We start from the raw sequence: 14,655 nt of genomic DNA on the forward strand, positions 1-14,655 counted from the left end.
TGGGGGGGGGGGGCGGGCCTTCGCCGCGGGGACGCGCGCCCGCGGGCGGCGGCGCTCAGGGCGCGGCGGCCGCGGGCGGCGGCGCGTCGTCCCGCCGCTCGAAGATGCACCAGTAGCCGTTCTTGCTGTGGCGGATCATCCCCGCCACCTCGTAGATGCCGCGGAAGCGCCGGTCCTTGCGGAGCTTCTCCTGCGCCGGGAACGGGAGCTTGTCGCACGTGTCGGCGCCGCCGACGAACACGAAGTACCGCGGCGACTTGTCGAACACGCGCTGCACGTAGCCGGGGCCCGTCTTGCGCGTGTAGCCGCCCGGGAGCTTGGAGATCACCGGATCGACGAGGCCGAGGAGGTCGAGCACCGGATAGTCGGTCGCGTACCCGATGTACCCGATGTCGCCCACCGCGACCTCGCCGGGCTTGTTGTGCTCCTGGAACCACGCGGCCGTGCCGCCGGCGGCGGTGTCCCAGAACCGCTTGTCGTCGTCGAGGATCCGGAACTGGGCGCGATCGAGCTTGTGCGCCCGGAAGGCGCCCAGCGCGACGATGCAGCCGACGGCGAGCGCGCCGGCGCCCGCGGCGAGCGCGACCGCGCCGCGCTCGCGCGACGCCGCGGCGCGGGCCGAGAGCGCGGTGAGCAGCGGCTCGAGCAGCGAGCGGGCGCCGAGGCCGGCGAGGAGGAAGCAGAACGGCTCGAACGGGCTCATGAAGCGGTAGAACGGCATCCAGTCGCCGCCGACGAGGAGCACGTAGCCGCCCACCGCGAGCGCCAGGGCCGCGACGCACAGCGCGTCGCGGTGGCGCGCGACGATCGCCACGCAGAGGCCGAAGAGCGCGAGCAGGAGCACCGGCGAGGTGTGCGCCGCGTACTCCGCGAGGTAGCGCTGCCCGCCGGCGAGCTGGTCGGTGAGGCTCCCGGTCTTGGCGCTCAGCGTGTTCGGCAGCCACGTGCCGTAGTAGCTGTGCCGCCAGAGCATGTGGCACGCGATCGGCGCGGCGAAGACGACCCCGCGGAGGAGGTTCTGCCGCCCGAAGAAGCGCAGGCCGAGGAACAGCATGGGGATGCCGAGGAACATCGGCGCTTCGGGGCGCGTCAGGCCGGCCAGGCCGAAGACGAGGCCCGAGTACGGGAAGCCCGTCCCCCGGTCGCGCTCGCGGAACATCATCTCCGTGCCGGCGAGGACGAGCAGGACGAAGAGCGGCGTCTCCAGGCCGAAGACGGCATATCCGCTCTGCACGATCGAGGTCGCGAACAGCCACGTGGCGATGCACGGGATCGCGCCGTGCGGGCGCAGCCGCGCCGAGAGGAGGTAGATCGCGCCGAGCGAGCCGCAGGCGGCGAGGCCGCCGAGCACCTTGGCGACGACGTCGGGGTCGAGGCCGACCTTGATGAAGGCCGCGAGCAGCACCGTCCAGAGGAAGTTCGTGTACCCCTCGATGCGCTCGCCGGCGTTGTAGACGAGCCCGAGGCCGCGGGCGAAGTTGCGCGCGTAGCGGTAGGAGATGTACGCGTCGTCGATCGTGAACGAGCGCACCCGCACCATGTTCGCGACGAGCACGATCGCCGGCAGCACGAGGCCGAGCGCGAGGTGCAATCGACCGGAGAGCGGCGCGCCGCGCAGCCAGTCGCGCAAGCCCCGGGCAGGCGGCGCGTCGTGCTCGCCTTCGGCCGCGTCGTCCACCTCGCCGCCGGCGTCGCCGCCCGCCGCCGCGTCCCCGACGCGCCCGCGCACCTCTTCGTCCAGTTCCAGGGAAGCCATGTGATGCGTCTCCCTAGCATGGATGGTCCATGAAGGGGTCGTTTCTTGGTCGGGGCGGTCATCCCAGCTATGCTCGAAACATGCGTGCAGTCATTGTCGCTCTTGCCGCCTCCTCCGCGCTTTCCCTCGCGCCGCCCGCGCTGGCCGCGCGGGACATGCCGTGCTCCTTCTATGGAATCGACCCGGGGGCGCCCGTCGACGCAGGGAGGGTGATCCTCGACGAGGAGCGGGCAGAGCAGCTGGCGCGCGCGGGCGCCGGCGTCGTGCGCGTCGAGTTCCTGCTCGACGGCGCCGAGGCGTGGGACGAGGACAAGCTCGACGAGTACGAGGCCATCATCGACGCCGTGCGCGGCGCGGGCCTCGAGCCGCTCGGGCTGCTGTCCCACCGCACGCTCGCAGAAGGACAGGCACGCTGGAACGACGACCCGGACGGGGACGGCAACAACGCCTATGTGGAGGCGTTCGCCGCGACGGCAGAAGCGCTGATGACGAGGTTCGCCGGGGACGTCGTGCGCTGGGAGATCTGGAGTCAGCCGAACTGCTTCGAAGACCCGGATTACGCGCTCGATCCCGAGAACGCCGGCTGCACCTACATCCTGCCGCGCGTGCTCGCGCAGATCCTCGCCCAGATCCGCATCCGCAACGAGGCGCTCTTCAACGTGGGCGAGCTGTCGCTGATCGCGGGCGGCCTGCTCGCCTCGGACGACGCCGCGGCGCCGTTCTCGGGGGTCGACTACCTGCGCGAGCTCTACGAGCAGCCCGTGCTGGAGGAGCTCGCGCTGCGCTACGGCGAGCGGACCCCGTGGTCGTACCTCGGCCATCAGCTGTTCGTGAGCCAGTTCAGCGAGGTCGACCGGGTGGCGTTCGGCGGCACCCTCGACGAGGTGCGCGAGCTCGCCGAGCAGGCGGGGGACGAGAGCCCGTTCTTCGTGACCGGGATGGCGTGGTCGTCGGCGCTCGTGGGCGAGGAGCTCCAGGCGGCGAACCTGACCACCTCGCTCGAGCTGCTCTCGCAGCGGGAGGACGTCGCCGGCGTGGTCTGGGCCAGCTTCCAGGACGCGCCGGGCGCCGAGCGGCTCTACGGCCTGGTCGACGAGGCCGGCGCCGCCAAGGTCGCGTTCGCCGCGCTCCGCGACGAGGCCGCGGGCTGCGAGCCCGAGCAAGGCGGGGGGACCGGGAGCGGCGGGGACGGAAGCGGCTCGAGCAGCGGCGGCGTGAGCGGCGTCCCGTTGCCCGGCACGAGCGGCCAGGGAGGGCGGCCGATCGACGGAAAGCGGCGCGAGAGCTCCTGCAGCTATGCCGCCGGCGCGCCCCAGGGCCGCGGCGCGCTGCCGGATGTGGGCTGGCTCGCGTTGCTCGCGGGATTGGCGATCGCGGCGCGTTCCCGCCGCGTCATCTGAAGTCAATACGGGTGAGCGCGGGCATCGCCTACACTGGCGCCATGCCTCACCGATCGATGCGCTTCGCGCGGCTGATGGCCGTGCTCGTGGGCCTCGTGTTCTGGAACGGCTGCGGGGACGACGACGGAGGCGACACCCCCGCCGGCGTGTGCGGCGACGGCGTGGTCGACGCGGGGGAGGTGTGCGACGACGGCAACACGGCGGAGGGCGACGGCTGTTCGCCGACGTGCCATCCCGAGGAGGCGCCGCGGCCCCGCTGCGGCGACGGCGCGCTCGACGCGGGCGAGGCGTGCGACGACGGCAACGCGGACGGCGGCGACGGCTGCTCGGCGGAGTGCGAGATCGAGGTGCCGCCGCGCTGCGGGGACGGCGTCGTCGATCCGGGCGAGCAGTGCGACGACGGGAACGTCGCGGCCGCCGACGGCTGCGAGGTCGACTGCACGAAGTCGAAGCTCCTGGAGATCGCCTGCGGGGAGCTCCCGCCGGTCGCGCACGGGACGTGCGAGGTGGTCCCCGGCGCGGGCGCCACGCTGATCCAGGGCGTCGTGCTCGCCCCGGGCGCGGTGTACCGCGGCGGCCGGGTGCTCGTGGACGAGCGGGGCACGATCGCGTGCGTCGGCTGCGATTGCGAGGCGGCGGGCGCGACGGTGATCACGTGCCCGAGGGGCGTCATCTCCCCTTCGCTGATCAACACGCACGATCACCTCACGTTCACGCAGAACAGCCCGTATACCCCGACGGAGGAGCGCTACGAGCACCGGCACGACTGGCGCACCGGCCGTGACGACCACACGAGGATCGACACGCCGGGCTCGGCCACGCAGGCGCAGATCCGGTGGGGCGAGCTCCGCTTCCTGATGGGCGGCGCGACGTCGATCGTCGGCTCGGGGAGCGCGACCGGGCTCCTCCGGAACCTGGACCGGGGCGATCAGGAAGGCCTGGCGCAGGATTCGGTCCTCTTCGACACCTTCCCGCTCCGCGACTCGAGCGGCCGCGAGCTCGTGAGCGGCTGCGGCTACTCGAACGACATGGTGAGAGGGGAGGACATCGAGGGAGAGGCCGCCTATTGCCCGCACGTGGCCGAGGGGATCGAGGCGTCGGCGCGCAACGAGTTCGTCTGCCTGCAGACGGCGCCGAACGACGTGCTGAAGCCGCAGAGCGCGTACATCCACGGGATCGGCCTCACCGCGCCCGACTACGCGGCCATGGCGGAGAACGGGACGGCGCTCATCTGGTCTCCGCGCTCCAACATCACCCTTTACGGCGACACGGCCGTGGTCACCGCCGCGGCCCGCCTCGGGGTGCAGATCGCCCTCGGCACGGACTGGATCGCGACCGGATCGATGAACCTCCTGCGCGAGCTCCGGTGCGCGGCGGCGCTCAACGAGGTGTATTACGACGGCTTCTTCACCGACGAGGAGCTGTGGAGGATGGTGACCGGGAGCGCCGCCTCGGTCACGGCCACCGACGAGGTCATCGGCGCGCTGTCGCTCGGGAAGGTCGCGGACATCGCCGTCTTCAACGGCGCGGAGCGCGCCGATCACCGCGCGATCGTCGCCGCCGATCCCGAGGACGTCGTGCTCGTGATGCGCGGCGGGAAGGTCCTTTACGGCGACGCGGCCGTGGTGGCCGCGGTCCGGGGCGCGGAGGTCTGCGACGAGCTCGACGTGTGCGGCGTCGCGAAGCAGGTCTGTCTGCAGGACGAGATCGGGATGGGGCTGGAGCAGCTCGAGCGGGAGGTGGGCGAGATCTACCCGCCCTTCTTCTGCGACGAGCCCGAGCGCGAGCCGCTCTGCACCCCGTCGCGTGCGGCGACCGCGCCCGTGAACGCCTCGGTGAACGGCTCGACCGTCTACACCGGGCAGCCGACGGACGAGGACCTCGACGGCGACGGCATCGAGAACGGCGCGGACAACTGCCCGAGCGTCTTCAACCCCATCCGGCCGCTCGACGACGGGGCGCAGGCCGACGCCGACGGCGACGGCGAGGGCGACGCCTGCGACGCGTGCCCGGTCGACGCGGGCAGCACCCTCTGCTCGGCGCCGAACCCGCACGACAGCGACGGCGACGGCGTCGAGAGCGGCGCGGACAACTGCCCGAGCCTCGAGAACCCCGACCAGGCCGACATGGATGGCGACGGCAAGGGCGATCCGTGCGACCTCTGCCCGGCGGACGCGAACCGGGGAGTGCAGGGCTGCCCTGTGTCGATCTACGACATCAAGGACGGCACCGTTGCCGAGGGGATGGTGGTGGCCCTGGAGAACGTGCTCGTGACGGCGAAGCACGCGAGCGGGTTCTTCGTGCAGGTCAAGCCCGGGGACCCGGAGTATGCGGGGCCCGCGTACTCCGGCGTCTACGTCTACAGCCCGGAGAACGCCGTTGTCGCGGGCGATCGCGTGCGGATCGCGAGCGCGGCGGTCACGAACTTCTACGGCCAGATCCAGCTCGGATCCGCCGTGGTCGAGGTGATCGCGTCGCTCGGCGAGGCGGCGCCGGCGCCGGCGCTGGTCGCGCCGGCCGACATCGCCACCAACGGGCCGCGCGCCGCCGAGCTCGAGGGGGTGCTCGTCGAGGTGGCGGACGTCCGGGTGACCGGGCTCGAGGCCATGTACAAAGAGTTCTTCGTCACGGGCGATCTGCGCGTGAACGACCTCCTGTACCTGGCCGACCCGTTCCCGGTGGTCGGCGACCGCTTCGCGAGCATCCGCGGCATCCTCGATTTCCGGAACGACAACTCGAAGATCGAGCCGCGCAGCGCGGAGGACCTCGTGCCGGGCCCGCCGCGGCTCGCGGCGTTCGGGCCGGCGGCGTCGTTCGTCTATGCGGGGCAGACCGGGGCGCAGACCGTGCCGGCGCCGCTCGAGGTGACGCTCTCCAGGCCGGCGCCGGCCGACATGTTCGTGGCCGTGACCTCGGATAACGAGGCGCTCGCGGTGGTGGGCGGCGGCGTGACCGTGCCCGCCGGCGCGACGAGCGCCCCCGTGCTGCTCGACGCCGTCGCCGCGTCGGAGGCGGTGACGCTCACCGCGGCCCTCGACGTCGTGAGCCTCACCGCGACGGTGCGCGTCCTCGACCCGGCCGAGGCGCCGGCGCTGGCGGCGCTCGACCCGTCGTCGGCCACGGCGGCGCCGGGCGGCACGGTGTCGTTCACCGTGGCGCTCGACATCCCGGCGCCGCCGGACGGCGCGGTCGTGGCGCTCGCGCTCGATTCGCCGGACGCCGGCACCCTGCCGGCGTCGGTCACGATCCCGGCCGGGCAGCAGAGCGCCACGTTCGACTACGTAGACGGCGGCTCGAGCGCCGGCGTCACGGTGACGGCGACGCTCGGGGAGAGCTCGCTCACCGCGACCGTCGAGGTGGTGACGGTGGCGGGAGCGCTCGTGATCAACGAGGTGGATTACGATCAGGAGGACACCGATGGTGCCGAGTTCATCGAGATCTACAACGGCACCGGCGCGCCGGTGGACCTCGCGGGTCACGCGATCGTGTTGATCAACGGCGCGAGAGCGCCTGGCTCCGTGTACGAGACGTTCGATCTGAGCCCTGCCGGGACGCTCGCGGTGGGCCAGTACCTCGTGGTTGGCAGCACGGCGGTGGTCGGCAGCGACACCCAACCGGGGGTGGTGCCGGAGGGCGCGCTGAAGATCGCGTTCTCGGGCGACGAGCAGAGCAACCGGGTGCAGAACGGAGCGCCGGACGGGATCGCCTTGGTGAACACGACGACGGGCGCCTTGATCGACGCCCTCTCCTACGAGGGGAGCATCACCGCGGTCACGATCGGGGAGGCCAGCGTGAGCCTCGTCGAGGGCGCGCCGCTGCCCGCCTCCGTGGCGGACGTCAACGATGCTCCGGGCTCGCTCTGCCGCCTGCCCGACGGGACGGACACGAACCAGGCCGCCGCCGACTGGGCGTTCTCCGAGACGATCACGCCCGGCGCGGCGAACGTGCCGTGAGCGAGCCTCGGCCGAGGCGCTGCGCTCTCCGGCGCAGCGCGCCTCGGCGGCCGCCATGACCCCGGTTCCGCCGCGCGGCCCGCGCCGCGCGGCCTCCGCCGGTGTCGTCATCCTGTCAGCGGGTCTGGAGGGGGAGGGGCCGCGAGCTTTTGCTCACGGAACAGGCGGCGCGCTGCCGCTCACGGGACAGGCGGCGCGCTGCCGCTCACGGGACAGGCGGCGCGCTGCCGCTCACAGGCAGCCGCAGAGCGGGTCGCCCTGCTTGCACACGCACTTGCCCTTCTTCGCCACCCCCGCGCGGGCGCTTCGCGCGGCCTTGGCCGGCGCCGACCGGCCGCCCTTGACCGCGGCCGCCTTGGGCGAGAGCTTCGACGTCTTCGCGTCGGCCTCGTCTTCCTCGGCCTCGGCCGCAGCCTTCGCTTCCTCCGCGGCCTTGTACGCGGCGAACGCCTTCTGCGCCTTCTCGGCGTCGCTCTTGGCCGTGTCGAGCGCGAGGGTCAGCTCGGAGATCTTCTTGTTGCGCGCCTCGAGCTCCAGGTTGAGCTGCGCGATCCTGTCCTGCTCGGCGATGCGCGCGGCGACCGCCTCGGCCTGGGCCGCCTCGGCCTCCTTCACCTTGCCGGCGAAGGTGGTGACCGCGACCGCAGCCGCGGCCGCGATGATCAGGCCCATGCCGACCGCGAGCCGGCTCCGCCGCTTCTGCCGCACGCCCTGGGCGAGCGCCTCGAGCTCGCGGTCCAGGTCCCCCGAGGAGGACGACATGGGCGGCACGCTGGCCGCCACCGGCGCGATGCTGGGGCTGGCCCCCACCGGCGCGATGCTGGGGCTGACCTGGACCGCCGCGTGGACGCCCGTCCTCGTCCCCTGAGCATGCGTGGCGGGGGTATAGGGCAGCGCCCCTGGTGTGACGGGGGTATAGGGCAGCGACCCCGGCCTCTCTTGAGTGTTGATCATCGCGCGAGACCTCCTCCTCCGTGAGCGGTTCCTCGGCAGGCAAATGTGGTGCCCGGTGCGAGGAGCTCGCCACCGCGCCGCGCGCCCCCCCGGAAAGCGCTCGAATGCGAGCGACGCAGGAGATCTCGAGAGGATCCAGAGGCGGGTCGCGCTCGATCCGGTGGATCAGTTGTTCTGGTACATGGAGCTCTCACCGGACCTCCATGTGTCCCCCTGGTCCACCGGACGTCCTGCCCCGCGCGTCGGACGCTCGTGCTGCTTGCGGGTACGGAGATCCGCCTTTGCTCAATGCAGCGCGAGGAGGCCTCGCGCAAGTGTGGTCAACGACCGAGAGATGTCAATGGATGTGTACCGGCGCATCTTCACTGGAATGCCGGTCGGCGCATGCTCAGGGCCACGCCATCACTTCATGGGCGTTCCCGTACGGTTCCCGCGATTCGAGCTTGGCTGCACGAGCATGCGGCGGCGAGCAGACCTCGATGCGCAGGAATGCAGGAAGGGCGCCAGCGGGGGCGGAGCGCGCGTCGCCGCGGGGCGGACGTCAGGGCTGCAGCTTGGCGACGAACGCGTCGGAGCCCCCGACGCTCGCCAGCGGGGCTCCCCCGAGATCGATGCTGCCTTCGAAATGGCCCGTCAGCGCGATGACGCCGAGCGCGCCGACCGCGACGTCCGCTGCGCTCTGCGTCATCGAATCGCCGAACGAGATGGCCCAGACCGTCGTGCCGTCCGGTGTGAACTTCGCCAGGAAAGCGTCCCTGTCGCCGCGGGACTCGAGGTGCCGAGAGTCGAGATCGATCGAGCGCGCGAATTCTCCGACCACGATGACGTTGCCCGCCTGGTCCACCGCCACCCCGAGCGCCTTCTGATCCTCCTGATTCCCGAATTGACGGCTCCAGCGAGGCTTGCCCTCGGCGTCGAAGGCAGCGACCACCGCGTCGGCCCCTCCGCGATACTGCGATGTGGATCCATCGATGTTCATCGTTCCGTGGGTATCCCCCGCGACGACGATGCCTCCCTGGGCGTCCACCGCGACCGACACGAACGCCTGCGCCATGTCATCGCCGAAGCTCTTGGCGAAGCGCGGCACCCCGTCCCTGTCGAGCTTGACCAGGAAGGCGTCGTAGCCGCGGGGGCTGACGGGCTTGTCCCCGAAGCTCATGTCCCCCGCGAGGCTGCCGACCAGGACCACGCCGCCGTCGGGCGTGGCCGCGGCGTCGAGGACGACCTGTTCGCTCCGATTGCCGAAGTTGACGCTCCAGACGTGGTTCCCCCCCGCGTCGATCTTGGCGACGAAGATGTCCTCTCCGCCGGAGCTGACCAGGTTCTTCGCGCCGAACACCGTCGCCCGATCGACAAAACTGCCAGCGACGAAGATGTTGCCCTCGGCGTCCACGGCGAGCCCCTGGACCGTGTCGTCCGCGGAACCGCTGATGCTATTCATCCAGTCGAGGCCGCCGTTCGCATCGAGCTTCGCCACGAACACGTCGTCCGTGCCGGAGTCGTTGTCGAGCGGCGTCCCGTCGATACGGAGGGTGTTGTCGTGGGTCCCGGCCACAATCACGCCGCCGTCCTTCGTGTGCGCCAGGCGGGTGCAGGCATCCGAGCCGTTCCCCCCGAACGCCTTCCCCCAGAGCCTGGCCCCGGTCGGGTCGAGCTTGACGACGAAGGCGTCGGTCGAGCCCTGGTCGGTGGCGAAGCCCACATCCCCCGTGAACCGCCCCGCGACCAGGAGGTTTCCCTCCCTGTCGAAGGCGATGTCATGGCCGTACTGCGCGCCGTTCTCCCCGATCTTGCGGCTCCACTCGAGCTTTCCGGTGCACGTCGGCTCACCGTCGCAGCTCTCGTCCATGGCCTCCGTCGCGCACCCCTCGGCCGTGGGGACCACCTGATCGACGCACACCCCGTCGCGCAGACAGCCGTCCTTGCACTCGCCGACATTCAAGGTGAGGGGGGGGCCGTCATAACAGGACACACAGGGCTCGTCGCCCGTGGAGGCGCTCGTCGTCGCCCCGCCGACGCCGCCGCCCGCGCCGCCGTCGCCGCCCAGGCCGCCCAGGCCGCCCAGGCCGCCCGCCCCGCCGGCGCCGGCCGCGCCGCCGCCGTTCATCGCGATCACGCCCTTGTCGAAGCATCCGCCGAGCGCGCCGGCCACGCCGAGCGCGCCGAAGAGCACCAAGTAGCCGCTGCGTCTCATCAGAACACCCCTGTGATCCCAGCGCCCCACGGCGATATCCACGGACGCACCGCCGCGTCCCTGGGCTTCGCCGCGGCCGGCAGCGTGAGGAGCAGCGCCGCGCCGCCAGCGGCGAGCGCCCCGCCCACGATGAACGCCGGCGCGGGGACGAGGCGCGTGCTGTTGTACGAGCCCAGCTTGTCGCGCGTCTTCGGCGTGTCCGGGCACTCGACCTTCTCGGTGCACCCGAGGTCGATGAGATCGCCGCGCAGGGCGAGGGTCACGCCGAGCGTGACGCCGCCGACGACGAGCGCCGCCGCGCCCGTGCCCAGCGCAGACCAGCCGAGCACGCGCTGCGCGACGCCCTGCGACGCGGGGCCGGCGGGCGCGGGGGCGGGGGGCCGGCGGACCTCGGGGAACGCGAGCGCGATCGACGCCTCCTGGCGCTCCGCCAGCGTGACCTCCTGCCGGACGACCCGGCCCGCCCACGCGCCCTCGACGAGGTGCTTGCCGGGATCGACAGGCCGGCTCACCCCCACGAGCGCGGGCGGCATCGGCTTGCCGTCGACGGCGATCTGCACCTCGCGCTCCGGGGCGCCGCGCACCCCGACTGCCAGCTTGGGGATGCGCGGTTTGAGATCGCGATATGCCCTCTCGGCGTCGGCGACGGCCGCCTTGAAGACGTCGCTCGCCGAGGCCTCGAGCGCCGTGCGGCTCACCTGCAGGTAGCGCTCGGAGGCCTCGATGAGGCGACCGAGCTGCTCGAGGCACCGCGCCGCGTACAGGCCGATCGTGGGGGCCTGGATCAGCTGTTCCGCGCGCCCGAGCTTGTCGAGCGCCGCCGCGTACTCGCCCCGGTCGTAGAGCTCGAGGCCCTCCTCCGCGAGCGCCCGGGCAGCGTTGACGGTGGCCGGGTCGACGTCGGCCGCGCGCGCGGGGGGCGCGGCGGCGAGCGCGAGCGCGAACGCGACGGTGGCAGTGCCGAGGGCCCTCAAGCGCGGGTGCATGCGTCTCCTCAGAAGCCGAGGCGGTCGGCCTTGGTCCGCGGCGGGCTGGAGGCCGAGGGGCGCGCCGTGCTGGAGGCCGAGGGCCGCGCCGCGCTGGAGGCCGAGGGCACTGCCGCGGCCCTGGTCCGCTGCGCGGACGGGGCGGGCTTGCTCGGCCGATCGGGCGCCGACGCGGCCCACGATGCGGCCGCGGCGGGCGCTCGGGAGGCCCGCGCGGGGGCGGCGCCGTCGGCAGCGGCCGAGGGCGCCGCGGCGGCCGCGGCGGCAGGGGCCGAGGGCGCCGCGGCGGCCGCCGCAGTCGCCTCGCGGGAGGGCGCGATCTCGGGCGCTCCGCTGGCCGGAGCTGCCTCCGCCGGCGGCGCGTTCGCCGGAGGAGCGGCCGCCTGCGCCTCGAGCGCGGGCGCCTTCGACGACGCCGCGCCGGACGGCTGCTGGCGCGCGGTCGGGTCGCTGCCCAGCGCACGCCAGCCCACGAAGAGCGCCACGCCGAGGACCGCAGCCGCGAGGGCGAGCACGAGGGCGGTGACGGGCGCGACGCGGCGAGGCGGCCAGTCGACCTCCGCGCCCTCGTCGACGACCGGCGGCGAGGCCGCGCCGCCGCCCGGCGAGACGGAGACCGGCGGGGCGGACGCCGGCGCGGCGGACGCCGGGGCGGCAGATGCCGGTGCGGCGGACGCTGGGGCGGCAGACGCCGGCGCGGGAGATGCCGGCGCGGCGGATGCCGGCGCCGCGTCCGCCGGCGGGACGGAGCTCGGCGCGGCGCCCGCGGCGGCGGGGGCCGGGGCGGGGGCGGAGATCAGCGACGCCCTCCCGGCCTCCTGCGCCTCGCCGCCCGGCAGGAGCGCCTCGCGCAGCGCCTCGACCATCGCCGTCGCCGAGGGGAACCGCGCGCTCGGATCGCGGCTGCACGCGTGCAGGAACCAGTCGTCGAACGCCGGCGGCACGGGCACGCGCGCCACCTTCGAGGGGACGGGGAGCGGGTCACTGCATATCTCGAGGATCATCGCGCCGGGCGCCTCGGCCGTGATCGCCGCCCGGCCGCACACGCACTCGAAGGCGATGACGCCGAGCGCCCACAGGTCCGATCGGTAATCGACGTTCGCGCCCTGCGCCTGCTCAGGGCTCATGTACGGCAGCGTCCCGATGAGCACGCCGGCCTGCGTCCCCAGGCCCTCGCTGCCGTACAGGCGCGTCTTCGCGACGCCGAAATCGAGGACCTTGGCCACCTCGCGGTCGTCGTCGCGGGCGAGGAAGATGTTGTCGGGCTTGAGGTCGCGGTGGACGATGCCGGCGTCGTGGGCCTTGCGGACCGCGCGCGCGACGTCGGCGAAGATGCGCGCCGTCTCGGCCGGCGAGAGCGGGCCGACGCGCTGGAGCCGGTGCGCGAGGTCCTCGCCCTCGAGCAGCTCCATCGCGATGAACGGGACGTCGTTGTCGACGCCGTGATCGAGGATCTGCACGACGTGCGGGCTGCGGAGCGCCGCCGCCGCCTGCGCCTCCTGGTAGAAGCGCGCGCGCACCGTCTCGTCCTTCGCGTACAGCGGGCCGAGCATCTTGATCGCGACCGGCGAGCCCAGCGTGAGATCGTCCGCGCGCCAGACGGTGCCCATGCTGCCCGAGCTGAGCGGGCGGATCAGCCGATACCGGCCGACCAGCACCTGTCCCTCCAGCCCGAACGCCTTCGTCGTCATTGTCGCAGGACCTGTCGTGCGCGCGTGGCCTACCCTACGCTGGTAATTGTTCAGTGCTGATCAACAAGAACAACGGATAGACCGGAAGTCTACGGGCCATGGCGCGGAGCGTCAATCGACGCCCGTACCTCGGGCTCGCAGGACGCTGCTAGACCACCGAACAGGTTGAAACGCCGCGCAACAGAGAGTTTGAACCACAGAGGCAGAGAGGGAACAACAACAAAAACTCTGCCCAACCATGGCGCATTTCTTCGTCTCTCGAGCGGTTCGGCGCCCTAGATCAGCACGAAGTCCTCGGCCACGGAGACCTCCTCGGCCATGATGCTCGTGGTCTCCTCGTCGCGCTGGACGGCGAGCTTGTAGAGTTGCGCCAGCACGGCCGGGTGATCCTCGACCAGACCCATGAACTCGGTGGCCGGCAGGTACAGCGCCACGGTGGGGTGGACGGCGATCACGTCGGCGTTCGCCGCGCGGCGGAGGACCATCGCGATCTCGCCCGCGACGTCGCCCGGGCCGAGCGTGGTGAGCACGAGCGGCTCGAGGTGGGCGTCGTCGGCGGTGTCGCGCCGGACCACGGCGACCTCGCCGGAGGCGATGAGGAACAGGCCGGGGGGCCGCTCGTCCTGCACGAGGAGCCGCTCGTTCTTCTCGAACGTGCGGGTGCGGAACCGCTTCACGAACGCGGGCCGGTCGGCGTCGGGGACGACGCGGAGCACGTCGCTCATCCGGACGAGGTTCTCCACCATGCGGTCGCGGCAGTAGGCGGCGAGCTCCAGGCCGACCTCGGGCTCGCGCTGGGCGATCTCGTCGATCGCGTCGCGCTTCACCTCGAGCACGATGGACGGCCGCGTGGCGACGACGCTGCCGGTGCGCGGCGCCCGCGAGAGCAGCGCCATCTCGCCGAACATGGCGCCGTTCGTGAGCCGCGCGAGGACGATCTCCTCGCTGCCGCGCCGGCGCCGGGCCTCGAGCTCGCCGCGCGCGACGAAGTAGGCCTCGCTGCGCGCGGCGCCCTGCTCGATGACGGTCGTCCCCGCCGCCACCCAGATGGGCGTGAACGCGGCGCACAGGGCGCGGAGCGCGTCGCGCCCGACGGACGAGAAGACCGGCTGGGGCGCGATCCCGGGGTGGTCGGTCTGGGCGGCGAGCCTGCGGGTGGCGTCGTGGATGATCTCCGTCGCCTTGTTGAGCAGGAGCGCGCCGGTGAGCACGGACGCGAGCGGCTGGAACGCCTCGGCGGTCGGCAGCGGCGGCGGCGGCGGCGCGCCCTCGCCGAGCCGCGGCGAGTCCCGGCAAAAGGCCTCGGCGATGAGGTCGAGGCCCGGGCCGGGATCGCCGCCGAAGCGCTCGCTCTCGCGCGCGGCGGCCACGGCGAGCGGCAGGTTCTCCAGATCGATCGCGCGGACGACCGCGGTGGCGCACGCCTCGCGCGCGGCCTCGTGCCGGTTCAGCTCGCCGAGGAGGCGGCCGCAGAGGCAGAGCGCGGACGGCATGGTCGGGTCGTGCCGGACCAGCGCCGCGGCCCAACGGAGCGCGGCGTCGCGCTCTCCTGCGAGCGCGAGCGACAGCGCTCGGTCGATCGGCGACTCCGCTTGGTGGGTCGAACCCGGGAGCACCGGGGGGAGGGCCATGTAGGCGTCTATATCAGGGTTCGTTGCGCGACGGCAAAGAAGGCCGACCCGGTCGCAACGCGGCGGCTCGGCGGTCCGTGTCTGACCAGC

General features: G+C 72.9%; 8 protein-coding genes. 2 read left to right on the forward strand and 6 right to left on the reverse strand.

The genetic code is table 11. The annotated features are described in order from the left end of the window. Nucleotides 1-55: 55 nt before the first annotated feature. Complete coding sequence (locus WMF26_RS00335) at nt 56-1,756, reverse strand: hypothetical protein (RefSeq protein WP_437998663.1); 1,701 nt, start codon at nt 1,754-1,756, stop codon at nt 56-58. An 80-nt stretch (nt 1,757-1,836) separates the two neighbouring features. Here WMF26_RS00335 and WMF26_RS00340 point away from each other — a divergent pair, with 80 nt between their 5' ends. Beyond that, nucleotides 1,837-3,156: a hypothetical protein gene (locus tag WMF26_RS00340; protein WP_437998664.1), complete on the forward strand. Its 1,320-nt coding sequence runs from the start codon at nt 1,837-1,839 to the stop codon at nt 3,154-3,156. Between the two features lie 41 nt (nt 3,157-3,197). Beyond that, nucleotides 3,198-7,109 (forward strand): lamin tail domain-containing protein, encoded by a 3,912-nt coding sequence (locus WMF26_RS00345; protein WP_437998665.1) that lies wholly within the window; start codon nt 3,198-3,200, stop codon nt 7,107-7,109. A gap of 231 nt (nt 7,110-7,340) precedes the next feature. Here the strand turns inward: WMF26_RS00345 and WMF26_RS00350 are convergent, their stop codons facing one another. The 5 genes from WMF26_RS00350 to WMF26_RS00370 form a co-directional block, all read right to left on the reverse strand. Beyond that, nucleotides 7,341-8,063 carry a hypothetical protein gene (locus WMF26_RS00350; RefSeq protein WP_437998666.1) on the reverse strand — a complete coding sequence of 241 codons (723 nt, stop codon included), beginning with the start codon at nt 8,061-8,063 and terminating at the stop codon, nt 7,341-7,343. 541 nt (nt 8,064-8,604) lie between these two features. After that, nucleotides 8,605-10,257 carry an SBBP repeat-containing protein gene (locus WMF26_RS00355; protein ID WP_437998667.1) on the reverse strand — a complete coding sequence of 551 codons (1,653 nt, stop codon included), beginning with the start codon at nt 10,255-10,257 and terminating at the stop codon, nt 8,605-8,607. Next, nucleotides 10,257-11,243 (reverse strand): tetratricopeptide repeat protein, encoded by a 987-nt coding sequence (locus tag WMF26_RS00360; protein ID WP_437998668.1) that lies wholly within the window; start codon nt 11,241-11,243, stop codon nt 10,257-10,259. Before WMF26_RS00360 ends, WMF26_RS00355 begins: the two co-directional genes overlap by 1 nt. Before the next feature lie 8 nt (nt 11,244-11,251). Next, entirely contained in the window at nt 11,252-12,934 is a 1,683-nt protein-coding gene (locus WMF26_RS00365) for a serine/threonine-protein kinase (protein ID WP_437998669.1), read from the reverse strand. A gap of 275 nt (nt 12,935-13,209) precedes the next feature. Continuing rightward, nucleotides 13,210-14,565, reverse strand: coding sequence for a cyclic nucleotide-binding domain-containing protein (locus WMF26_RS00370; protein ID WP_061622979.1), 1,356 nt, complete (start codon nt 14,563-14,565; stop codon nt 13,210-13,212). Nucleotides 14,566-14,655 lie beyond the last annotated feature (90 nt).

The organism is Sorangium sp. So ce185 (assembly GCF_051526825.1).
Taxonomy (GTDB): Bacteria; Myxococcota_A; Polyangia; order Polyangiales; family Polyangiaceae; genus Sorangium; species Sorangium cellulosum_D.

Excerpts from the sequence above, each read along its gene's own strand:
- WMF26_RS00335 (WP_437998663.1), bottom strand. The coding sequence starts at position 1,756 with ATGGCTTCCCTGGAACTGGACGAAGAGGTGCGCGGGCGCGTCGGGGAC.
- WMF26_RS00340 (WP_437998664.1), top strand. The coding sequence starts at position 1,837 with ATGCGTGCAGTCATTGTCGCTCTTGCCGCCTCCTCCGCGCTTTCCCTC.
- WMF26_RS00345 (WP_437998665.1), top strand. The coding sequence starts at position 3,198 with ATGCCTCACCGATCGATGCGCTTCGCGCGGCTGATGGCCGTGCTCGTG.
- WMF26_RS00350 (WP_437998666.1), bottom strand. The coding sequence starts at position 8,063 with ATGATCAACACTCAAGAGAGGCCGGGGTCGCTGCCCTATACCCCCGTC.
- WMF26_RS00355 (WP_437998667.1), bottom strand. The coding sequence starts at position 10,257 with ATGAGACGCAGCGGCTACTTGGTGCTCTTCGGCGCGCTCGGCGTGGCC.
- WMF26_RS00360 (WP_437998668.1), bottom strand. The coding sequence starts at position 11,243 with ATGCACCCGCGCTTGAGGGCCCTCGGCACTGCCACCGTCGCGTTCGCG.
- WMF26_RS00365 (WP_437998669.1), bottom strand. The coding sequence starts at position 12,934 with ATGACGACGAAGGCGTTCGGGCTGGAGGGACAGGTGCTGGTCGGCCGG.
- WMF26_RS00370 (WP_061622979.1), bottom strand. The coding sequence starts at position 14,565 with ATGGCCCTCCCCCCGGTGCTCCCGGGTTCGACCCACCAAGCGGAGTCG.